General features: G+C 44.3%; 21 protein-coding genes and 1 other annotated feature. Of the genes, 6 read left to right on the forward strand and 15 right to left on the reverse strand.

The window, feature by feature from the left end; translation table 11 throughout:
- Positions 1–47: 47 nt before the first annotated feature.
- The gene (gene ezrA / locus NYE49_RS14975) at positions 48–1,736 is read right to left on the reverse strand and encodes a septation ring formation regulator EzrA (RefSeq protein WP_047183030.1); all 1,689 of its coding nucleotides are present in this window, start codon (positions 1,734–1,736) and stop codon (positions 48–50) included.
- Positions 1,737–1,932: 196 nt separating this feature from the next.
- Between ezrA and hisJ the strand changes: the two genes are divergently transcribed.
- Positions 1,933–2,739, forward strand: coding sequence for a histidinol-phosphatase HisJ (gene hisJ, locus NYE49_RS14980; RefSeq protein ID WP_015384380.1), 807 nt, complete (start codon positions 1,933–1,935; stop codon positions 2,737–2,739).
- Here hisJ and refZ read toward each other — a convergent pair.
- Positions 2,736–3,359, reverse strand: coding sequence for a transcriptional regulator RefZ (gene refZ / locus NYE49_RS14985; protein ID WP_015384381.1), 624 nt, complete (start codon positions 3,357–3,359; stop codon positions 2,736–2,738). The two genes, hisJ and refZ, sit on opposite strands and share 4 nt — an antisense overlap.
- 126 nt (positions 3,360–3,485) lie before the next feature.
- On the opposite strand from refZ, the gene NYE49_RS14990 reads away from it, so the two are divergent.
- Positions 3,486–3,977: a GAF domain-containing protein gene (locus NYE49_RS14990; protein ID WP_014477664.1), complete on the forward strand. Its 492-nt coding sequence runs from the start codon at positions 3,486–3,488 to the stop codon at positions 3,975–3,977.
- A gap of 37 nt (positions 3,978–4,014) precedes the next feature.
- Here the strand turns inward: NYE49_RS14990 and NYE49_RS14995 are convergent, their stop codons facing one another.
- Positions 4,015–5,754: a diguanylate cyclase gene (locus NYE49_RS14995; protein WP_047183031.1), complete on the reverse strand. Its 1,740-nt coding sequence runs from the start codon at positions 5,752–5,754 to the stop codon at positions 4,015–4,017.
- Positions 5,755–6,048: 294 nt separating this feature from the next.
- On the opposite strand from NYE49_RS14995, the gene rpsD reads away from it, so the two are divergent.
- On the forward strand, positions 6,049–6,651 hold the full coding sequence (gene rpsD / locus NYE49_RS15000) for a 30S ribosomal protein S4 (RefSeq protein WP_003229304.1): 603 nt from the start codon (positions 6,049–6,051) through the stop codon (positions 6,649–6,651).
- Between the two features lie 21 nt (positions 6,652–6,672).
- On the opposite strand, the gene NYE49_RS15005 is transcribed toward rpsD, so the two are convergent.
- From NYE49_RS15005 to acsA, 3 genes are all read right to left on the reverse strand, one after another.
- Positions 6,673–6,801 (reverse strand): hypothetical protein, encoded by a 129-nt coding sequence (locus tag NYE49_RS15005; RefSeq protein ID WP_015483566.1) that lies wholly within the window; start codon positions 6,799–6,801, stop codon positions 6,673–6,675.
- Between the two features lie 128 nt (positions 6,802–6,929).
- Entirely contained in the window at positions 6,930–8,198 is a 1,269-nt protein-coding gene (tyrS, locus tag NYE49_RS15010; protein WP_047183032.1) for a tyrosine--tRNA ligase, read from the reverse strand.
- Positions 8,199–8,248: 50 nt separating this feature from the next.
- Positions 8,249–8,485: a binding site (T-box leader), on the reverse strand.
- Between the two features lie 54 nt (positions 8,486–8,539).
- Positions 8,540–10,258 carry an acetate--CoA ligase gene (acsA, locus tag NYE49_RS15015; RefSeq protein WP_047183033.1) on the reverse strand — a complete coding sequence of 573 codons (1,719 nt, stop codon included), beginning with the start codon at positions 10,256–10,258 and terminating at the stop codon, positions 8,540–8,542.
- Positions 10,259–10,417: 159 nt separating this feature from the next.
- Between acsA and acuA the strand changes: the two genes are divergently transcribed.
- The 3 genes from acuA to NYE49_RS15030 are packed head-to-tail and all read left to right on the forward strand — an operon-like array spanning position 10,418 to position 12,881.
- Positions 10,418–11,050, forward strand: a complete 633-nt coding sequence (gene acuA / locus NYE49_RS15020; protein ID WP_003229296.1) for an acetoin utilization protein acetyltransferase AcuA — start codon at positions 10,418–10,420, stop codon at positions 11,048–11,050.
- 26 nt (positions 11,051–11,076) lie between these two features.
- Positions 11,077–11,721: an acetoin utilization AcuB family protein gene (locus NYE49_RS15025; protein WP_003229294.1), complete on the forward strand. Its 645-nt coding sequence runs from the start codon at positions 11,077–11,079 to the stop codon at positions 11,719–11,721.
- Positions 11,718–12,881 carry an acetoin utilization protein AcuC gene (locus tag NYE49_RS15030; RefSeq protein WP_047183034.1) on the forward strand — a complete coding sequence of 388 codons (1,164 nt, stop codon included), beginning with the start codon at positions 11,718–11,720 and terminating at the stop codon, positions 12,879–12,881. Before NYE49_RS15025 ends, NYE49_RS15030 begins: the two co-directional genes overlap by 4 nt.
- A gap of 10 nt (positions 12,882–12,891) precedes the next feature.
- Here the strand turns inward: NYE49_RS15030 and motS are convergent, their stop codons facing one another.
- The 9 genes from motS to sftA all read right to left on the reverse strand — a co-directional run bounded on the left by motS (position 12,892) and on the right by sftA (position 22,910).
- The gene (motS, locus tag NYE49_RS15035) at positions 12,892–13,620 is read right to left on the reverse strand and encodes a flagellar motor protein MotS (protein WP_003229290.1); all 729 of its coding nucleotides are present in this window, start codon (positions 13,618–13,620) and stop codon (positions 12,892–12,894) included.
- Entirely contained in the window at positions 13,610–14,428 is an 819-nt protein-coding gene (gene motP, locus NYE49_RS15040; protein WP_014477672.1) for a flagellar motor protein MotP, read from the reverse strand. The genes motS and motP overlap by 11 nt, the downstream gene beginning before the upstream one ends.
- A 62-nt stretch (positions 14,429–14,490) precedes the next feature.
- The gene (gene ccpA, locus NYE49_RS15045) at positions 14,491–15,495 is read right to left on the reverse strand and encodes a catabolite control protein A (protein ID WP_003229285.1); all 1,005 of its coding nucleotides are present in this window, start codon (positions 15,493–15,495) and stop codon (positions 14,491–14,493) included.
- A 275-nt stretch (positions 15,496–15,770) separates the two neighbouring features.
- Positions 15,771–16,847: a bifunctional 3-deoxy-7-phosphoheptulonate synthase/chorismate mutase gene (locus tag NYE49_RS15050; protein ID WP_003223454.1), complete on the reverse strand. Its 1,077-nt coding sequence runs from the start codon at positions 16,845–16,847 to the stop codon at positions 15,771–15,773.
- A gap of 236 nt (positions 16,848–17,083) precedes the next feature.
- The gene (gene ytxJ / locus NYE49_RS15055; protein ID WP_015251445.1) at positions 17,084–17,410 is read right to left on the reverse strand and encodes a bacillithiol system redox-active protein YtxJ; all 327 of its coding nucleotides are present in this window, start codon (positions 17,408–17,410) and stop codon (positions 17,084–17,086) included.
- Between the two features lie 23 nt (positions 17,411–17,433).
- Complete coding sequence (locus NYE49_RS15060; RefSeq protein ID WP_004398549.1) at positions 17,434–17,889, reverse strand: YtxH domain-containing protein; 456 nt, start codon at positions 17,887–17,889, stop codon at positions 17,434–17,436.
- A 30-nt stretch (positions 17,890–17,919) separates the two neighbouring features.
- Positions 17,920–18,342 (reverse strand): DUF948 domain-containing protein, encoded by a 423-nt coding sequence (locus tag NYE49_RS15065; protein ID WP_003229276.1) that lies wholly within the window; start codon positions 18,340–18,342, stop codon positions 17,920–17,922.
- A 161-nt stretch (positions 18,343–18,503) separates the two neighbouring features.
- On the reverse strand, positions 18,504–19,802 hold the full coding sequence (gene murC / locus NYE49_RS15070; RefSeq protein WP_047183035.1) for a UDP-N-acetylmuramate--L-alanine ligase: 1,299 nt from the start codon (positions 19,800–19,802) through the stop codon (positions 18,504–18,506).
- A 249-nt stretch (positions 19,803–20,051) separates the two neighbouring features.
- Positions 20,052–22,910 carry a DNA translocase SftA gene (sftA, locus tag NYE49_RS15075; protein ID WP_047183036.1) on the reverse strand — a complete coding sequence of 953 codons (2,859 nt, stop codon included), beginning with the start codon at positions 22,908–22,910 and terminating at the stop codon, positions 20,052–20,054.
- Positions 22,911–23,069 lie beyond the last annotated feature (159 nt).

Consider the following 23,069-nt stretch of genomic DNA (forward strand, 5'->3'; position numbering starts at 1 on the left):
AGAGCCTGCTCATTACACTGCGGGCTCTTTTTCATGGTCGTGATTATCTAAGCGGATATATCAGCTTTGATTTTTTCTACTGCACCTGGCGCAGCCTTTTCTACAGCGGCAGCTGCAATTTCATAAGAGTCGTCATAATCAAAAGCATAAAAACGTCTTTCCGCTTCTTTCAGCTGTTCAGATAAAATATGATTCTGGCTTCTGAACCGGTTTCCGAACTGAATGATTTTTTCAATTAGGATGACCTGCTCGACAAGTTCCTCTGATTCCCGGCTTGCCCTGTTGACGATATCTTCTGCTTGCTTCAAATGGGCTCCGGCTTCTTCCATATTTAATGGAAGTTCGTTTAGTTGATTGACCGTTTCTTGAATATGATGATGCGCGTTCTCCAGCATCTCTTGAATATGGCTCGGAATGCCTGGAATGTTGCTATTCTTCAGCAGTCTTGCTGTCTCAGAAATTGCTTTTTTCAAATTGCTGAGCGTCTCCCTCGCCTGAAGCTCTTCTTTTCTCAGCGCTTGCAGATTTTCACGATACTCGTCATGCTCTTTTTTCACTTCTTCAATTTGCTTCTCTATTGAAGCAACTTCTTCTACTAAAAGTGAGTAGGCGACATGCTCTGCATCAAGCTTATCTTTAACGGATGATAGCAACTTCCCAATTTCATCAAGGCGCTTTTCAAAAGCCTGCTGTTTGCCGAGCTCACCGGCTGTCAGCCTGTAGCTTTCCTTCACCAGCTCAGTTTCCGCCTTCGTATGCTCTTTCTCTTCTTTAAGCTTGTCGTAAGCAATAATCAATTCAGGCATTTTGCTTAGTACGGATTGACCAGCTTCAACTTCGCCCTCCAGCTGCTGATAAACAGATTGAATATTTTCGTCAATGAGCTGCAGGATTGCGGACGCTTCATCAATATCCAGCTCAGTCATCAGGACATGTTCCGCTCGTTTCAGCTGGTTTGACAGATTTTCTAATTCCTTATCAAGCTGGATATGCTCAAGCTTGTACCCTTTTTCTTTCATCTCGGCATAGCCGTCCTTGAGCTTAGCAATCTGGCCAGGCACCGTTTGCTTACAATCAGCTAACAGCTTCGGCACGTCATCGATGTATGACTGAAGCCGTTCAAGATTGCGGTCCTGCTCAAGCAGTACTTTTCTTGCAGTAATATAGTTTCCGCCTTCTGTTTCTTCTTCAAATTGTTTGATGCCGCTCCAAATTTCGTCCAGATCCTTTTCAAGGCTGTCATAAAGCTCCCCGTAAAGGTGGCTGTAAGCCAGCAGGTTTTTTCGAGATTTCGAATAGCGCTCCCTCACCTGTTCAATCTCTTCACGGCTCTTTTCCTCACTTGTGACAAGATCGCTGATTTCCCGAAGAATCTTTTCAATGCTTGATTCAGCCGCTGTCAGCAGGTCGTCGATATGAACGAGCACTTGATTGGCCTTTTTAAACCGGTATTTGTCTGCATTTTCCTCGGCATCATAAAGGAGCTCTTCAACTTTCGGCATGTGGGCTGTGACAATCTCATCCCATTCTTCACGCCACTTCTCAAAGAACTCTTCTGTCTGACCCGTCATTTTTAAATGTTTTATTTTAGACATTTCTTCCACGATCGACCGATTCAGAATTTCAATCTTCCACGATTCCAGCCGGTCGATTTCGGCGTAGATTTTTTTCCTGAAAAAGTAGCCTGCCGCAAACAGCGCAAGCAGTACAATTAATAATCCAATGACAAACTCCATAATGAGCCCCCTTGCTGTTTACCTTAATCTGTCAGGGTGTTTTATTTATTCAGAAAGATTTCAGGATATGTATTGAGAAAAACTGTCGTTTTCATTGTTATTATGATACCATGTAACAAACATTTTTTGACCAGAAATCAAAAACTTTTTGTGCAAAATCGGCAGGATTTGACTATTTTTTCATGGGGTGACATCAATGCAAAAGCGAGACGGACATATTCACACACCATTTTGCCCTCACGGCTCCAATGACACACTCAGACAATATGCAGAAGAAGCCTTAAAAAAAGGGTTCGAATCGATTACTTTTACCGAACACGCCCCATTGCCGCCCTCTTTTACCGATCCCACGCCGCTGAAAGACAGCGCGATGGCGCAAGCTTCTTTGGAACGCTATATCAATGAAATTTCCGGATTAAAAAAAGAATATCGCGGACAGCTTAGCATACGGACAGGGCTTGAAGTCGATTATATCGCTGAATTTGAAGACGAAATTACATTATTCCTGGACACATACGGGCCATATTTAGATGACAGCATCTTATCCGTTCATTTTTTGCGCACAGACTCCTCCTATCTATGCCTTGATTATGACGAGCATACCTTCAAAGAGCTAATTTCAGCCTGCGGAAGCATTGAAGCTGTATACGAACAATATTACCGGAGTATCTATTCTTCCATTGTAGCATCTCTCGGCGTTTATAAGCCAAAAAGAGTCGGTCACATCACACTCGTCCAAAAATTCATCAAGCTGTTTCCATACAGCATGTCTGAGCATATTCGCGGCCTCGTTTCCCTGTGCCTGAATGCCATTGAAGAAAACGGAATGGAGCTCGACTTCAATACTTCCGGCTTAAGAAAAACTTACGCTGGCGGTATTTATATCGAGGATTGGATGCTGAATAAAGCGAAGCAAAAGAAGATCCCGCTTGTGTTTGGGTCAGATGCCCATCAAGCGGGAGATGTCGGATATGCGTATGAGGCGTTTTTGGAACGGTGCTAATTGGTGAGCGCCACGTCTCCTGTCCGGAAGACGCTTCTGATCCAAATCTTGATTTCTTCAAAATACATTTTATAAAAATACGGCTCGTGCGGCTGCATGTAGAGTACTTCTGAAATATATTGAGGCTGGAGATAGGGCATCATCAAGAGAGATTTTAATTGGAGAATAAAATGAGGCAGCGGCAGCGTTAAATATTCACGCTGTTTTTCTCCTTCCTCAATGATCAGCTGAAAGATATACTTTTCCTTCATTAGATATGTCGACATAATTTCCCTGATTAATGTGGAGTCAATTGTAACTTCCCGGTAGACAAAACGAGTTAATTGACGATGATTATGCTGATAGGATAAAATATCGAAAACCAATTGAAGAAGATGTTCCTGCGTGCTTTGAGAAGAGATATTGCTTGCCGCTGTTTCAAGCGTTTTGCTGTAGCCTTCGTAAAACTCTGAAACTAAGTGTTCCATCAAGCCTCCTTTGCCTTTAAAATAGTAGGAGATGTGCGCAACATTTACATCAGCTGACTTTGCGATTTCACGGACAGACGTGCCAGAAAATCCTTTTTGGTTAAAAAGCATGACAGCAGATTCAATAATTTTGTCTTTGGTGCTTACTTTCATACGGCTCACTCCTTCCTCTTGATACTATTCAAGCAGAAAGCCGCTGTTCCTGTAAGAACTTATCGACAAATGCCGGCAGAAAAGCCGGAACTTTGTTTTATATTATAGAAAAAGTGAGGGTTTTCCATGTTCCATGTCGAAAAACAATCTGGAGATAAAGAAAAAGACTATCAGCTTCTGCTAAAACAGCTCGAAGCCATGACCGAAGACGAAACAGACCAAATAGCTAACTATGCAAATGCCTCAGCGCTGCTGTATCATTCGCTGCCTGAAGTCAACTGGGCGGGTTTCTATTTTGCCAAAGAAGAGGATGGACAGCTTGTGTTAGGTCCGTTCCAAGGCCTGCCGGCATGTGTTCGGATTCCTTTCGGCAGAGGGGTTTGCGGCACAGCGTACGCAAACGGAAAAGTGGAACGTGTTGAGGATGTAAATGCGTTTCCGGGACATATCGCCTGCGATGCAGCGTCTCAATCAGAAATTGTGCTTCCGATTCGTGTAGACGGAAAAATTGTCGGCGTCTTGGACATCGACAGCCCAGTGAAAAACCGTTTCGACGAAATTGATGAAAAATACTTAACTCAATTTGCCGAAACGCTAGAAAAAGCGTTAGCTCAGTAATATAAAAGCCCAAAACTGATATCGTTTTGGGCTTTTTTTATTTTATTGAGTCATGAATCATCAAACGGTTTTTCCCGCTCCGTTTCGCGCTGTAGAGCGCTTCATCTGCCTCATGCACAAGCTCTTTCAGCGACTTTTTTGTTTCTGTCGTCCAGCAGGATATACCGCAGGAAATGGTTACCTCGGGTTTCGTATTTTTTCTGACCGCATAAACCAGTCGCTCGGTAATCCGTTTCCCCACTGCAACCGGCACATTTGGCAAATAAATCGCCAGCTCCTCGCCTCCCCAGCGGGCACCGACATCATGCTTTCGGATGTTGCTTTTAATCACTGAAGCGACTTGAATTAAAATCTCGTCCCCAGTCTGATGGCCGTACGTATCATTTACATTCTTAAAATTATCAATATCAACAAGAATAAAAACACCCTTTTGGTGGATTTTCATGCTGTATTGAATTTTTTCATCTAAATACGCTCGTGAATACAGTTCAGTCAGCTGATCTGTTTTCACGAGATGCTCAAGGCGGTCGCGAAGCATTGAATTGGTTACAGCCAGTGTCGCGTGATGAATCAGCGCCTGAAACAGCTTGTACATTTCAAATGTAAAAGCGTACAGCTCCTGTTTCAATAAAACCGCAAAGCCTAAAAGCCGGTCGTTTTGAATCATCGGAGCAGCCATCAGCGAGCCGTACCCCGCCTTCCCAAAAACAGACTGGCCATTCCCGATGAAAACCCCTTTTTCACCTTCATACAGCTTTTCTTTCAGCTCATTATAAAAATCTGACTGCTTCGCTTCTTTAAAAAATGCTGTGCTGCCTGGGAGCAATGTTAGGTTTTCAAAATGGTCTATATGAAAAAATCCCACTTCTTCTGCCTGAAACGATTCTGCCATTCTCACAGCCAGATCATTCATTGTATCAGTCAATGTCAGCCGCTGATTCAGGCGTCGTGATGTTTCATTAATCAATTCCAAATTTGCGATGCTTGCTTTGGATTGTTCGTAGAGCTGGGCATTTTCAAACGCTTTTCCCGCGGCGTTTGCTAACAGCGACATATCATCAAGGCAGGCATCAGTAAGAAAGCTGTCACCCGTTCCTTCAGCCTTCAACACCCCGTATGTGCCCTGCTGTCCTTTGATCGGAATATAGGCGGCAGATTCATTTTTCCGCAAAAGGTCTCCGGACAAATACACTTTGAGCGCAAAGGAATCGGATTTTTCCCCTTCCATATACAGCTCTTTTGCAGGAATCCCTAAACATTGGTCTTGATCGTGCGATATAAATAAAGAAAACTCAAAAAGAGAAAATGTGCTGGTCAAGCTCTCTAAAAGCTGCTTCAGCACATCTGTCTGATCAAGCAGTGAATGGAACAGCTCTGTCATTTTGTATATCTTTTTTTGGTAGATCGTTTTGTTATAGAGTCTTTCCTGTTTCATCGACTGGTTTAAAAATGAAGCAACCACGTCCGGAAGCCCTTCAGGAATCTCTTCATCCTGCCTGCACGCAAGATGAAAACGCCTGCCGGAGCCGTCCTCAATCAGATAACATGAAGCGTTTATTTTTGAAGCGGAAAAACGCGCTTCACCATCTGCCAGTTTTGTCACAAAGTCTGATGGTGACGGTGTAAGCGAAACACAAAGGGTTGAAAAATAGGTTTGAATAGCCGAAGTCAGCCATATGAAAGAGTCGGTGAATGTGACTTTTTCAGATTTGGTTAATAAAAAATCGAGCATATGATAATGAAAGGCGGATAATTGATCTTTAGTTTGTTCTACCATGTTTTTATCACCTAAAAGTTTACCACTAATTTTTGTTTATTATATCATAAACGGTGAAGCAATAATGGAGGAATGGTTGACTTCAAAACAAATAAATTATATAATGACCTTTGTGTGAAATATTGCAGCCTTTTTGTTCAGCTTCTATGTTTTCATTTTGTTCCTTATCAATAAGGTGTATCGTGTAACTCTCTGCTGCTGGAGCGAGGATACATGAAAACAAAATGTGCATGGTCGAATAGAGCAGACGGTTTTTATTTTCCACAAAAATAAAACCAAAGGAGGAGTCACATTATGGCTCGCTATACAGGTCCATCTTGGAAACTGTCCCGCCGTCTAGGAATCTCTCTTAGCGGTACAGGAAAAGAATTAGAAAAACGCCCTTACGCTCCAGGTCCACACGGTCCAGGACAACGTAAAAAATTATCAGAATACGGTTTGCAATTGCAAGAAAAGCAAAAGCTTCGTCACATGTACGGTGTAAACGAACGTCAATTCCGCACTTTGTTTGACAAAGCTGGCAAACTAGCTGGTAAACACGGTGAAAACTTCATGATTCTTTTAGATTCTCGTCTTGATAACGTTGTGTACAAGCTAGGTTTAGCACGTACTCGCCGTCAAGCTCGCCAATTGGTTAACCACGGTCACATTCTTGTAGACGGAAGCCGCGTTGATATCCCGTCTTACCTAGTGAAACCTGGTCAAACAATCGGTGTTCGCGAAAAATCAAGAAACCTTTCTATCATCAAAGAATCTGTTGAAGTGAACAACTTCGTTCCTGAATACCTTACTTTCGACGCTGAAAAGCTTGAAGGTACTTTCACTCGTCTTCCTGAGCGTTCTGAACTTGCTCCGGAAATTAACGAAGCGCTTATCGTTGAGTTCTACTCTCGTTAATCGTTTTAAAAACCCCTGCCGCTATGCGGTCGGGGTTTTTTTATCGTCTATTTTGTCTTTTGCCTCTTGCTGGCCAACACTATCCTGCGCCTGCTGCTCCCAATAATCCCGCTGCAGCCGTTCTTTTGCAATCGTACACATGAGATTCACGCTTTGACGCTCCTTTCATTTAAAAGGTGGTGATTGGTCGTGTTTGCCCTATCTAATATACTCTTTCCTTTCATTCCTATGCGGTAAACAAAAAGATCCTTTGCCTTCAGTGACAAAGGATCTTTTTCTTATTTATACGTCACAAGGAAGTATTTTTTCTTCCCGCGGCGCAGAACAGTAAATTGATTTTCGATACGGTCTTCAGCTGATAGGGTATAATTTATTTCCGTCTGGCGTTCACCGTTAATGTAAACAGCTCCGTTTTGAATGTCTTCACGCGCTTGGCGTTTAGAAGGAGATAATGTAGATTGCACCAACACATCTACAAGTGAAAGCTCTTGGGTGCTGTCAGCTTCCATAGAAGGAACATCTTTAAAGCCTACTTTTACGTCTTGAGCAGAAAGCTCTTTAATATTGCCGCTGAACAGCGCTTGGGAGATGTTGATGGCTTGCTCCAGCGCCTCGCGTCCGTGAACTAGTGATGTCACTTCTTCTGCCAGGCGTTTTTGTGCTTCACGTTTTTCTGGCGCCGTTTCTGTTTTTTCAGCGTACGCTTCAATTTCCTCTTTTGAAAGGAACGTAAAGTATTTCAAGTATTTGACAACGTCACGGTCGTCTGTGTTGATCCAGAATTGATAGAATTCATATGGCGATGTTTTTTCTTTATCAAGCCAGATCGCGCCGCCTTCCGTTTTTCCGAACTTCGTGCCGTCTGCTTTTGTGACAAGCGGAATCGTTAGGCCGAACGCTTTTGCTCCTTCTTCTTCTGATTTTCTGATCAGTTCAAGACCCGCTGTGATGTTGCCCCACTGATCGCTTCCGCCGATTTGCAGTTTACAGTTTTTATCTCTGTAAAGATTTAAGAAATCATAAGATTGAAGAATCATGTAGCTGAATTCCGTGTACGAGATGCCGGATTCAATTCTTGAGCTGACCGTATCTTTTGCCAGCATGTAATTGATGCCGAAATTTTTACCAACGTCACGAAGGAAATCGATCACATTCATTTTGCCGATCCAGTCAAAGTTGTTCGCGATGACAGCTGGGTTTTCTGCTGCTTCAAAATCTAGAAATCTGGACAGCTGGTTTTTGATTTTTTGGGACCATTCGGATACGATGTCAGCAGTGTTTAATGTACGCTCTGCTTTTTTTCCGCTTGGATCACCGATGAGGCCCGTCGCGCCCCCCACAAGCGCAATCGGATGATGCCCTGCAAGCTGAAAACGGCGAAGTGTTAAAATAGGCAGCAGGTGTCCGATATGCAAGCTGTCTGCTGTCGGGTCAAAGCCTGAGTACAAGCGGATTTTTTCTTCATTCAGCTGTTTATTTAACCCTTCTTCATCTGTCATTTGCTGAATCAATCCGCGGAAGGATAAGTCTTCAAGTAAGTTAGTCATAAGATAAAGCTCCTTTTTTAATTAAAATAAAAAACGCCCCTTCGTTTACACGAAGGGACGATTGATTATCGCGGTACCACCCTACTAATAAGAGAATGCAAACATTCGTCTTATCACTTTGCCTGATAACGGATCAGGTCCGTTCTTTCACTACTGAAAGCCTGGCCGGCTTTGTTTGCAAAAGCGGTTCATGAGTGTATTCGATATATCCGTCTGTGCTGATTTTCACCGGCCATCAGCTCTCTGGAACGTAAGGATATTCTACTTGTCTCAATCTTTACCTTTTCATATGAAGCTATATCATTTTTAACATAAATAAAATCCTGTGTCAACGCCGCCTTTTAATCCTCCATTGTTGACAGATCTCCAGCCGGCAGATTAAGCTCCCATGCCTTCAGCACGCGCCTCATGATCTTTCCGCTTCGGGTTTTCGGAAGCTTATCTTTAAATTCGATCTCACGCGGAGCCGCATGGGCTGCAAGACCCTGCTTTACAAATAGGCGGATCTCTTCTTTCAGTTTATCAGACGGCTCAAATCCTTCCCTGAGTGCAATAAAGGCTTTAATGATTTCTCCACGCACCGGGTCAGGCTTTCCGATTACGCCTGCTTCTGCAATAGCCGGATGTTCGACAAGCTTGCTTTCCACTTCAAATGGGCCGACGCGCTCACCGGAGGTCATGATGACGTCATCAACTCTGCCTTGGAACCAAAAGTATCCCTCTTCATCCATGTAAGCAGAATCCCCAGACACATACCAGCCGCCCGGCATGAAATACGATTCATACTTCTCAGCGTTATTCCAAATGGTATGCATCATGGAAGGCCAGCCCTTTTTGATGGCGAGATTGCCCATTCGGTATGGCGGTAGCTCGTTGCCTTGATTGTCAACGATCGCTGCCTCCACTCCTGGAATCGGCTTACCCATTGAACCCGGTTTAATATCCATGCAAGGATAGTTGCAGATGAGCTGACTGCCCGTTTCTGTCATCCACCATGTATCATGAATTCGTTTGTTAAAAACTTTATGTCCCCATCTGATAACTTCCGGATTTAGCGGCTCACCGACACTGAGCACATGCCGGAGTGAAGTTAGGTCATATTTCGCAGCCATTTCATCTCCCGCTCCCATCAGCATCCGAAAAGCGGTCGGCGCGCTGTACCAGACATTGACGCCAAGCTGTTCAATCGTTCCATACCAGCTTTCCGGGCTGAAACGTCCGCCGACGATGACATTTGTCGCTCCGTTCAACCACGGTGCAAAAATGCCATATACCGTACCTGTCACCCAGCCTGGATCAGCCGTGCACCAATAAATGTCTTCTTCCTTTAAATCAAGGACCCACTTTCCTGTTTGATATTGCTGAATCATCGCTTCATGGACATGCAGCACGCCCTTTGGCGTACCAGTGGAACCTGATGTATAGTGAAGCAGAAAGCCGTCTTTTTTATCCATCCATTCGATATCCAGTCTTGTGCTTTCCTGTTTCGCTGCTTCATCATAATTGATGATATTCGTGCCGCTCTCAGCCTCTCCCCCGACTACGAAGACATGCTGCAAGTGAGGCAGTTTGTCTACCGGTATTCTCTCCAGCAGCTCAGGTGTTGTGACAACAACCTTTGCCTCACTGTTTTCAAGCCGGTCTTTCACCGCTCCCTCCATAAATGCTTCGAACAGCGGCCCGGCGATGGCGCCAATTTTGATTGCGCCTAGCATAATAAAATAAAGCTCGGGTGATCTCGGCATAAAAATAAAAACGCGGTCCCCTTTTTCCACATTTCCATACCGTCTCAGCACATTCCCGGCTCTGTTTGATTCTTCCTTCATTTCTTTAAATGTGTATTTTTCATCCCTTTTTGCGTCTTTATAATAAAGCGCTACTTTGTTTTTTCGAAACGATTCGGCATGGCGGTCAATCGCTTCATACGCCGCATTCAGTTTCCCTGTCTCATGCCAAGAGAAATGTTTCTCTGCCTCGGCCCAATCAAAATGCCGGTACGTTTCTTCATAGTTTTTTAAGTTATGATCCCCCTCTATTGCTGGTAACGCTTTCAAATTCATGCCCAAACATCCCCCTTTGCTGAAGTTGTCACAATTATTATAGTATATATTCATATTCTTCTCAATTTTTAAAATATAAACCATGTTGAAAACGCTTTATAATTTGGTATTCTTAAAGAAGACATGTATTTTTATAAGAATTGATGGGACGGTGAATTAGTGGAACATCATAAAACATACCATTCAGCAAACATCAAAACAGCAACCGGCTCTTTACTGATAGAAGGGCCTGTCTCTCCAGAGGATTTGGCAGGTTATGAGTTTCATAAAGATTTAACCGCATTTCGTCCGCCTCGCGAGCAGCATGAAGCGCTAGTCGACATTGCAGGCCTTCCCGAAGGGCGCATTATTATTGCCAGAGACGGCCGAACCATTGTCGGCTATGTCACGTATTTATATCCTGACCCGCTCGAAAGATGGTCTGAAGGAAATATGGAGGATTTGATTGAGCTCGGAGCCATCGAAGTAGCGCCGGACTATCGGGGATGCGCTGTCGGAAAGACGCTCCTGACCGTCAGCATGATGGATGAACAAATGGAAAACTACATTGTGATGACGACAGAATATTACTGGCATTGGGATTTAAAAGGGATGAAAAAAGATGTGTGGGAATACAGAAAGATCATGGAAAAGATGATGAATGCAGGCGGATTGGTCTGGTTTGCAACGGATGAGCCGGAGATCAGCTCCCACCCTGCAAACTGTCTGATGGCCCGCATCGGAAAAAACGTCAGCCAAGAATCAATTGAGCAATTTGACAGGCTCCGTTTTTATCATCGTTATATGTATTAACTGACACTGGCAAAGGGGAAAAAATAATGATTGTTGAGCAAATCATGAAAAGAGATGTCATTACATTAACGAAGACGGATACGCTTGAAACAGCAATATGCAAACTGAAGGAATTCCATATCAGGCATCTGCCTGTTGTAGATGAAGAACGACACGTGATCGGCATGATTACAGACAGAGACATGAAACAGGCCAGCCCGAGTATTTTTGAAGAAAACAAACGAAGCCTATTTCTCACACGAAGCGTAGATTCAATTATGAAAAAAGATGTTGTCTGCGCCCATCCGTTAGATTTTGTCGAAGAAATATCAGCCGTGTTCTACGAGCATGGCATCGGCTGCCTTCCAGTGGTACACCATCAAAAATTAATAGGCATTTTAACAAAAACCGATTTGCTGCGGACGTTTGTCAAATTGACAGGCGCTGACCAGCCGGGATCGCAAATTGAGATAAAAGTAAACGACATCACCAAAAGCCTCGCTGAGATCAGCAGTCTTTGCCAAGACCTTCAAGTGAAAATATTAAGCGTGCTTGTTTATCCGCATGACGATCCCGGTGTAAAAGTGCTTGTCTTCCGTGTAAAAACGATGAATCCGCTGCCGTTTTTGCAGGCATTACAAAGAAATGGACACCACGTCGTATGGCCGTCAGAGCAAAGGGATCTGCTATGAGAGACAGTGTATTTATCTATTCTCCATCCTACCAAACCTATATGTTTCATCAGGAGCATCCCTTTAATCAGCAGCGGGTTCTGTTAACATATGATTTGCTTAAGACGATCAATGCCTTTGATGATGGAGACATTATCACCCCCAGACTCGCTTCGGAAGAGGAGCTTTCCCTTGTCCACACGGACGATTACATTCAGGCCGTAAAGCTTGCGGGCGCCGGAAAGCTTCCCGCTGAAGAAGGAGAAAGCTACGGGCTCGGCACTGAAGACACACCCGTCTTTGCCGGCATGCACGAAGCGGCATCCCTCTTGGTCGGCGGCACTTTAACGGCCGCAGACTGGGTCATGTCAGGACAAGCCCTGCATGCGGCAAACCTTGGTGGAGGGCTTCATCATGGCTTTCGCGGGAGAGCATCAGGATTCTGCATATACAACGACAGCGCTGTGGCGATTCAATATATCCAGAAAAAATATAGCGCCAGAGTGCTTTATATTGATACGGACGCCCACCACGGGGACGGTGTGCAATTTACATTTTACGATAATCCTGACGTATGCACGCTGTCCATTCATGAAACAGGAAGGTATTTATTCCCTGGAACCGGCCAGATCCAAGAAAAAGGCAGCGGAAAAGGATATGGCTATTCCTTTAATATCCCGCTTGACGCTTTTACAGAGGATGATTCTTTTCTTGAGGCTTACCGGACAGCAGCTTCAGAAGTCGCCGCGTATTTCGAGCCTGATGTCATTATCAGCCAAAACGGCGCCGATGCCCATTACTACGATCCGCTGACGCATTTATCAGCAACAATCAATATATACGAAGAAATCCCCCGTCTTGCACACACTTTGGCTCATCAATATTGCGGAGGGAAATGGATTGCAGTCGGAGGCGGCGGATATGATATTTGGCGTGTCGTGCCCCGCGCCTGGGCCAGAATATGGCTTGAAATGAAGGGAATTGATCCGGGACACGAGGTCCCGCCGGAATGGATTGCTAAATGGCAAAAACAATGCCCCGTGGCCCTTCCGTCGAGCTGGAGCGATCCGGCTGATTTATATCCTCCGATTCCCCGCAAGCCTGAAATTACAGAAAAAAATGCCCAAACTGTCAGCAAAGCATTATATGCGATACGTTCTGAACAGCAAAGAACAAAGTAAAAAACGACCTTTACGAAGAGGTCGTTTTTGATTTTTTGATCACTATTTCCACACGCCGATTTTCCTTCATGTGTTCATTTGTCTTGTTATCCTTCACCGGCTTTGTATCCGCATAACCGACAGCAATAAAGCGCTTGGAGGGAAGCTTCTCTTTAGACGTGAAGTATTGAATAACTCCACTTGCCCGTGCTGCTGATAGCTCCCAGTTCGACGGGTATCGGTATGTCGAAATGTTTCGGCTGTCTGTATGCCCCTCCACCTGAATGTCATTTGGAATTGTTTGAAGAAGAACGGCAATTTGGTGAAGAAGTGTTTCGGCATTTTTCAGCACCTTTGCCTCACCTGTATCAAACAGCACAGCCTCCTGAAGAACGAGCACGACACCGCGTTCATCCCGTTTGGCTGTCATTTGGGCCTTCAAATGATTGTCTTTTATATATGTATTTACTTTCTTGAGAAGCTGATCCTGCTGATCCTCTTGCTTCTTCGTATCAGATGGGGATGTATTCTTTTTTTCTATGGATGTTTGGTCCGGCTGAAGCCCGTTGCCTTCCTTCTGGATCGAGTCCACTGCCGCTTTGAATTTTTGCAGATCAATTTGGGACATCGAAAAGAGTAAAATAAAGAACACAAGGATCAAAGTGATCAGATCTGTAAAGGTTACCATCCAGCTGGACGAAGATTGACTGTTTTTTCCGCTTCCATTCCTTCTTTCAAAACGTTCTCTTCTAAGCTTCATGTACAGATCCCTTTTTTGTTTTTACTTGTTTTGGCTGCTTCTGCCATTCTTCCCGTGAGCTGAAAACGACCAGCTGGCTTTCAAGGTTGCGCGGGTTTTTTCCGGATTGAACACCGATAATCCCTTCCACCATTACCTGCTTGATGAAAATTTCACTTTCTGTTTTCTCTTCAAGCTTAGCCGCGATCGGGTTGAAGACCATATTTGCCAGTAATGAACCATATAAAGTCGTCAGAAGCGCAATGGCCATGTTTGGTCCGAGCATATGCGGGTCGTTTAAGTTTTTGAGCATCAGCACAAGCCCGACGAGTGTTCCGATCATTCCCCACGCCGGAGCGAATTCTCCCGCTTTTTCAAAAACTCGCCGCCCTTTTCGGTGCCGTTCCTCCATTGCTGCGATTTCTGAATCCATGACGAGCCGAATCGTTTCTTCATCCCAGCCGTCAATCGCTAAAAGCAGCCCTTTTTTCAAGAATGGATCTTTGATTTCCCGAGCTTGATCATCCAATGATAAAAGCCCGTGTTTTCGCGCGTGATCGGAAAGGGAGACAAAGGTTTTCACAAGATCTTTCACATTGTCTTCCTGGCGGATGAATGCCTGCTTTAACACAGAGGGCGCTTTTTTCAGCTCTCTTGGCGGAAAACTGATAAAAACAGCGGCGCAAAGTCCCCCTGTTACGATGAAGAAAGAGGTCAGATCAAGAAAAGAGCGGAAACCGCTTACTCCCGATCCCGAAATAATCCCAATAACAATAATAATCGTTCCTAACACAAATCCAACAGGTGTAAGATAATCAAAACGTTTCATCATTTCTCCCCATGAAAAAAGCAAGAATTCACCTTAAAGGTGAAGCTTGCTCTTTGTTTTTCTTATGACTTGGTTGACTTTCTTAGCTCTATACGGTGCGGCAGTTCGACGATATGCTCTTCAACCGGCTCTTTATTCATGAGCTTCGTCAGCAGTCTCATCGCAACGGCGCCAATATCATATGTCGGCTGAACAACTGTTGAAAGCTGCGGGCGAACCATAAGGCTTAATCTTGTATTATCAAAACCGATAATGTCGAGATCCTCCGGAATGGATAAGCCCTGATCCTGAGCAGCATGGATAATGCCCAGTGCCATTTCATCAGTTGCAGAAAGAATGGCTGTCGGTTTTTTATCCAGGCTCATCAGATGCTGCAGTGCTTCGAGTCCGGAATCATATGTGTAATCCCCTTCAGCTACAAATTGTTCATTAAACGGAAGGTTCGCTTCTTCAAGCGCACGTTTGTAGCCTTGGAGTTTTTTCGAACGGTTGATCGGTTCGGCCATTGGTCCGGAAACGAACGCGATGTCTGTATGTCCTTTATCAACCAAAAGCTTCACGGCATCATAAATCGCCTGTTCGTAATCGATAGCGACTGACGGTGTTTCCTCCTGCTCTTCTACAGAAGCAGCAAGTACGATCGGCACTGGGGAACGCTTAAATTCCGCCACATGCTCGTCCGTAATGTTTCCGCCCATAAACACGATGCCGTCCACTTGTTTGCCGAGCATTGTGTTTAACAAGTGCAGCTCTTTCTCCATGTTTTGGTCAGAGTTGCTCAAAATAATATTGTATTTATACATTGTCGCGATATCTTCAATTCCGCGTGCAAGCTCTGAATAGAAAATGCTTGAGATATCGGGAATGATGACACCTACAGTTGTTGTTTTTTTACTTGCCAGCCCTCTTGCCACCGCGTTTGGACGGTAACCGAGACGTTCAATGGCTTCCAAGACTTTTTTCCGCGTTGTCGGTTTTACATTCGGGTTGCCGTTCACGACACGGGAAACGGTTGCCATGCTTACATTAGCTTCTCTCGCTACATCGTAGATCGTAATATTGCTCATCCTAAAACCACTCCTTTTACTGGATACACTTATCCTTATCTATAGCATAAACACTTTATGTAGAGAAATGTCATAATGTCCGAATTTATGTCGTTTATGATTTGTAAGCGTAAGTCAGTAGTGTACATTATTTTTCATTATTCATCAAATTTAATTACTTCTCATGAAATTATACACGTTTTTATAGATGATGAAAACGTATACTTGGTTTTTATAACTAAATAAACGAGAAAGCATAAAAAAAGGCCGCAGGCGCGGCCTTTTGGATTGTTCAATTAAGCGTTGACTTTCACCATTGGCTTCAGTTCATTCAGCCATTTTTCGAATTCAGGAATCGCCATTTGCTGAGCAGAGTCAGAAAGTGCGACTGACGGATCAGGGTGAACCTCAGCCATTACGCCATCTGCACCGATCGCTAAAGCGGCTTTAGCTGTCGGAAGCAAGAGGTCACGGCGGCCTGTTGAATGCGTAACATCAACAAAGACTGGCAAATGCGTTTCTTGTTTCAAAATCGGCACAGCTGAAATATCCAGCGTGTTTCTCGTTGCTGTTTCATATGTTCTGATTCCGCGCTCACAAAGGATAATTTGGTCATTTCCTTGTGACATGATGTATTCAGCAGCATTGATGAATTCAGAGATCGTTGCAGCAAGACCACGTTTCAGAAGCACTGGCTTTTTCACTGCGCCGGCCGCCTTCAGCAATTCGAAGTTTTGCATGTTGCGCGCTCCGATTTGAATGACATCAATGTAGTCCAGCGCTTCTTCGATATGAGCCGGAGTTACGATTTCACTGATAACCGCCAGATCAAATTCATCCGCTACACGTTTTAAAATTTGAAGGCCTTCAACACCAAGCCCTTGGAAATCGTATGGGCTCGTACGAGGCTTAAAGGCTCCACCGCGCAAAATTTTAATCCCTTGTTTTTTCGCAGCTGCAGCGACTTCAGCTACCTGCTCATAGCTCTCTACCGCACATGGGCCGACAATGAATCTTTGCTGGCCGTCTCCGATTTTTTCGCCTTTGATATCAACAATTGTATCTTCAGGTTTTTTCTTGCGGGAGACAAGCAGCGCTTTGCTGTGATCTTCTTCCTGAAGCTCTAAACCGGCTTTGAATATCTCTTTAAAAATGTGCTGGATGGTTGAATTTTCGAACGGCCCGTCATTGTTTTCAATGATATTGTTCAACATTGTGCGTTCTCTGACAGGGTCAAATCGGTTGACACCCTGTGCTTCCTTCGCTTTACCGATCTCTTTTACAACATTTCCGCGTTCGTTGATTAGTTTTAAAATTTGTAGGTTTAATTCGTCTGCTTTCTGCCTTAAAAGCTCTAACTCTGTGTTGCTCATTTTTTTCATCCTTTCCCTGCACATTCATTTTTTATTTTGTAGTTATCATGCATCTTACTATAAGTAATTCCAAATGGAAATACTGAAATACAAAAAATTTTATAAAAACTCTACTTTATTACCCAAACGCTTTTAAGTGATAAAGTAATCTATGAAGCTATCCTACATGATGTGAGGGCAATGTTCAAGGGTTTTTTACAAAAAAAAAGCGCCAGATGATATCTGGACGCTTTTTTCTATGACAAATGCTGCTCAATAGCGGCTTCTGTAATTTGTGAATGTGAGGTATGCCATTTCACTTCACCGTTCTGGATGATGAATATCTGAGGGCTTTCATGCTTGACCCCATATGTTTCTGCAATGAAATTGGACAGCGGCCGGGCTTCTTGTACTTGAAGATAGTAAGCCGGCACATCCTCATGCTGATTTGCAAAGGCATCAAACTCATGAAATGCTGCCTGGCTGATCGGGCATGTGGTGCTGTGTTTAAAGAAGACGAAAACGCCTTCCTGTTCTGCAATCCGTTTAAATTCTTCCTCAGATTGAATAAGCTGTTTAGCCATGACTCAAGCTCTTCCTTCCCTGCTCAGCGATTCAACTGCTCAGCCTGTTTTTGTGCATCTTTCAGTTCGTCTTTTACATCTTCTTTCGTCTGGAGGACTTGATCTTTTGTTTCATCAGCCGCCTGCATCGCTTCTTCCCTCATATCTTGCATTGCAGTCGATGAATCCGTTTTGTCAGATTTGGAACGGTCTCTTAAATCCTTTACCTTGTTCATGATCTGCCCAGACTGATCCGCTACAAGCTGTGTGATGTTGGAAGTTTTATCTTTTGCGATGCTGACATATTGCGTGCCTTTTTCCTTCGCATCTGCCGTCATTTTATCAGTTTTGTCCCGTAAAGCAACAGCTTGGCTGCCGAGATCGTCGCGAAGTTCTTTGCCTGATTTAGGCGCTAGAAAAAGAGCTGTAGTGGCACCGATGATTCCCCCGATTAAAGTTCCGATTAAAAAATCTTTACTATTAATTCCATCTTTGCTCATCATTATTCCTCCTCTTAGTATTTTTTTCTCTTACAGGGCTGATTTTTTCTTTTGCTTCCATTTCTCCCAAATTTCCATTGCTGCTTGACTCCATGTGACAACTTGATTGATCTTATCTTGATTTTCTCTAACTGATGCCGATACAGACCCTGCCGCTTGTTTCATGGATGTATTGAACTGCTGTACAGAAGCTCCCACTCCTTGAACAGCATGAACGACCGTGTTCAGCTTTTCTGATTTTTCCTGAATATCTTCAGCCAGGCGGTTGGTCTTATGTAAAAGCTCGGCTGTTTCAGTTGTGATGCCCTTCATTTGTCCCTCCAGCCCTTCAAGAGTGGATGCGACGTTTTTTAGTGTCAGCTGCAGTGACTTCAATGTTTTAGACAAGTAGATCACTAATACGAGAAATGCAACTGCGATGAGTGCAACGCTCAAATAAAGAATAATAATCATCTCAAACCTCCTTGCTGCAGGATATACTGCTGTTTACCCGTTTTCTTCAATCATAAACATGTGTACTGGGCTGTATACATACTATTCTCCGTTATGTAAGAAAATCCTTTAATAAGCTTTCCCATCAGATAAATAAAAAGCAGTGAGATCACTGCTTTTTATTATGCCATGACGTTTTCGTAGGCTCTCATATATTTTTGGATATCTCCTGCTCCCATAAAGATGAGAACGGCTTTATCATGAGCTTTTAAAACAGATGTGTCATCTTCTTCAATCAGCTTGGCATTATGAATTTTTCCCTGGAGATCACCGATCGTCAGCTTTCCGGCATTCTCACGGGCTGAGCCGAAAATATCGCATAAATACACACAGTCAGCGCCGCTCAGGCTTTCTGCAAATTCGTCAAGAAACTGCTGCGTCCGTGTAAATGTATGAGGCTGAAATACCGCGACAATTTCCCGATCAGGATATTTCTGTCTTGCCGCCTCAATTGTCACTTTTATTTCTGTCGGATGATGAGCATAGTCATCGATCAGCACTTGATCCCCAAGCTGCTTCTCATTGAATCTGCGTTTGACGCCCCCAAAGGATTTGAGAGCATGCTTAATGATGCTGGAATCAATTTCTTCATAATGGCATAACGCAATGACCGCCAATGAGTTTAATACATTGTGGTGGCCGTACGCAGGAATATAAAACGTATCATAGAACGTATTGCGGACAAAGACATCAAAAGTTGTCCCTTCCGTGCTTTTTACGATGTTTCTGGCTTGAAAATCATTTTCTTCCCCCGTGCCGTAATACACAACCGGGACGTTCGCATGGATTTTCGGCAGATGCTCATCGTCTCCGCAGGCAATAATGCCTTTGTTGACTTGAAGAGCCATCTCTTGGAAAGCGTCAAATACATCGTCAATGCTTGAGAAGTAATCAGGGTGATCAAAATCAATATTCGTCATAATCGCGTAATCCGGCTGATAGCTTAAGAAATGGCGGCGGTATTCGCACGCTTCAAACACAAAATATTCGCTGTTTTCATTTCCCTGGCCTGTTCCGTCTCCGATTAAGAAAGACGTCGGTTTTGCGTTTTGGATCACGTGAGCCAGCAGACCCGTAGTCGACGTTTTGCCGTGTGCGCCCGTAACGGCAACACTCGTGAATTTTTTCATGTAGTCGCCTAAGAACTTATGATAACGTATCACCGGAATTCCCTCAGACATCGCTTTTTCTATTTCAGGATGCGTGTCTGGGAATGCGTTTCCGGCGATGACTGTCATGCCGGGTTTAATATTTTCCGCGCTAAAAGGAAGAATCGTAATATTTCTTTTTTCAAGCGCTGATTGCGTAAAAATAAATTTTTCGATATCCGATCCTTGGACAGTATATCCATTATCATGAAGTATTTGGGCAAGCGGACTCATACCGGTCCCTTTTATTCCAACAAAATGATAAACAGTCATAATTGTACCTCCAACAAACGTCTATCTGTTCCCCAGTATATGACGCTCATTTCAATTTGCGACCGCGGCGGCTGAAAAGCCTCCCTTAGCGGCGTATTTTATATGTTTTGTTATGTTTAGTATCAGGTTATTTCTTTCCGATTAAACCCAGATATCAAGATTTGTCTATGCACAGCTGCTGTAAAGCGGCATAGCTGTTAAATGCTCTAAACACTATCATACCATGTTTGGTGTGAAAATGAACCCATATTATTCGTTTATTAAATCACTTGCTGTGATCAGCACCTCTCGAGGCTTGCTTCCTTTTGCCTCAGAGATCATGCCTTCCGCTTCCATCATGTCGATCAGCCTTGCCGCACGATTGTAACCGATTCTGAATCTTCTTTGCAGGCTTGAAGTGCTCGCACTGTTTTGCTCTACAACAAACTCACACGCTTCGTAAAACAGTTCGTCCTCTTCTTTCAGGGCTGATCCTTGTCTTACGAGCTCTTCTTGTTCAAATAAATAGGTCGGCGGCATTTGGCTTCTGACGTGGGAAACAACGCGGTCGATTTCCCGGTCTGACACAAAGTTACCTTGCAGACGGACCGGTTTTCCCGAGCCGTTTTCCAAAAAGAGCATATCTCCTTTTCCGAGAAGCTTTTCTGCACCGGCTATGTCAATAATTGTTCGGGAATCAACCTGGCTTGAGACAGAAAAGGCGATTCTCGTTGGGATATTCGCCTTAATCAGACCTGTAATGACATCGACTGACGGACGCTGAGTTGCGACGAGAAGATGGATACCGCACGCTCTGGCTTTTTGGGCGATCCGCGCAATGCTTTCTTCCACATCGTTTGGAGCCACCATCATCAAATCTGCAAGCTCATCAATAATGACAACTAAATATGGCAGCTTTTCACCCATTTGGTGTTCAGCGGTTAATTGATTAAAGCGGTCAATGTCGCGGACACCTGAATGGGCAAAAAGCTCATAGCGGCGCTCCATTTCCTCAACGACCCATTTTAAAGCAGCGGTAGCCGCTTTGGCGTCAGTAATGACCGGGCTGACGAGGTGAGGAATTTTATTGTAAGGGGCCAGCTCTACCATTTTCGGATCAATCAGCAGCACCTTTACCTCACTCGGGTCAGCTTTATAAAGCAGGCTGACTAATATTGTATTGATGCATACGCTTTTTCCGGAGCCTGTAGCGCCGGCAATCAAGCCATGCGGCATTTTCTTCAAGTCGATAACGACAGGATTTCCCGAAATATCTAATCCCAGCGCAGCTGTGAGCGGTGACTTGCTTGTCCTGAAAGCTGAGCTGCGAATCATCTGGCGCAAATCAACCACCTTGCTCGTGCGGTTCGGCACTTCTATTCCGATCGTGTTTTTCCCCGGAATCGGCGCTTCAATCCGAATATCTCTCGCTGAGAGACTGAGTTTAATATCATCGGACAAGTTGGTGATTTTATTCACCTTTACACCTGGTTCAGGATGCACTTCAAATCTCGTGACAGACGGACCCTGGGTTACATGGACCACATTGGCGCGGACATTGAAATTTTTCAAGGTCAAATCAAGAAGCTGACGCTGTTCTTCGATCCACGCAGTATCATCTTGAACCTGCGCTGGCGGGACATCAAGCAGTGCAACATTCGGAAATACATAGCTGCCGCGGCGCTCCTCTGCTTTTTGCTGTTTATGCGTATCTCTTTTCAGCATCATCACATTAAAAGGAACGGATGGCCCTTTTTGAGAAGATGCGCTTTGTTCGGTCCTTTTCTCCTGTACACCAGACCTTTTTTTCGGCTCTTCTGAAGCTTCGCGAGGTTTGTCTGCGCGAATTTCCTGCCGGTTTTCAAGGGTTGCAGAAAACGATTTGGAACCCTGCTCCAAGCGTTCAGTTTTCTCAGGCTCTGTATGGCTGTCTGGCTGAACATCTATCTTCGTTTCCTGAGCCTCTCCCAGGATGTCATAATGATTATTTATTATGCTGTCTGACGGCTCTTCTGATTCTTTTGCCACAGTTTCTGCTTGAGCCAGAGCCTCTGATGAATACTCATGATCAGTAAATAAAGGCTCTTCCTGACGAATGTCCATTTGTTCTTCTTGAACGAACGGGGACTCAGCACCTTCTTCCGCGTTTTCATGATGATTGTATACTGGGCTGTCTGACGGCTCTTTTGCTTTTTCATCCTCCGATACTGACTCAGTCTGAGATTCAGGAGCTGTTTGCTCTTCATCAAGTTCAGCGGAGAAAACAGGCTCTTCATATTTCTCTGACCGCTGCTCCCTTTGTTCTTCCTCAGCCGCTGCAGGCTCTTCGCGGCCTACTTCACTGTCTGAAAGCCCTTCAGCCGCCGTATCTGTGAGCATCTCAGGCGGTGTTTGCTCTTCGGCATGTTCAGCTGGGAATAAAGGCTCCTCTTTTTCCGGCTGTTGAACGCCTGACTCAATTGGCACTTTGTTACCTGACGGCTCGGCTGGCCGTTTCGCCAGCGCCTCATCATACTCCGTATCCTTTCTGTTTAAACCGCCAGAAGGCTGTTTTTCAAATTGGGTATCCGTGAAGAAAGGACTTTCTTTTTTGGAATGCGCCTGTGTGTCTGAAGCAGGATAGCCGCGTTCACGTTCGATCTCTTCTGACAGCAGTGTTACCTTCTCTTTTACCGATTTATCCGGTTCGTTCAATGTTTCAGAAGGCTTTTTCGGCACATCCTTTTTAACAGATGGTTTTTGATTGAATCCATAGACAGGCGAAGGGATATTTGTCGGTTTAAACGGTTTCTTCGCCGGCTCTGATGCTTGATATGTATGCTGCTCTTCTTCATTTCTGGGACGCTCTCTGTAAGGTGCAGCACTTGGACGAGGCGCGGATTTCGGTTCGTCCGATGGTGTGTGGCGCCTTCTCAGGTCATGATTTTTGTATCCGTCAGGCACGACTGGAAAACGGAATTTGCCTTTTGGATATTCATAATATATTTTAGGATCTTCCAATCTTTTTAATTGTCCTTCAGGATGATGTACTTCTTGTTGCTGCGGAATTTGAGCGGGTTTTGTCTCCCGTTCAGCATCCTCTTCGCTTTCGCCTAAAAACAAATCAAAAAATTTATGAAGCCAACTCATAATTTATCTCTAACTCCCTTATAGTTTTCTGGGACGGTTTTTAGTATACCACTGCTGGTCGGCCCAGAAAAGATTAAGCTATCAGCAGAAACAAAGCCGCTAAACAAGGGCTTAGCGGCTTTTCACATGATTCGTTTTTTTTGGCGGATTTATGGGAGT

Origin of the sequence: Bacillus sp. FSL L8-0358, assembly GCF_038593095.1 — a bacterium.
GTDB classification, from domain to species: domain Bacteria; phylum Bacillota; class Bacilli; order Bacillales; family Bacillaceae; genus Bacillus; species Bacillus subtilis.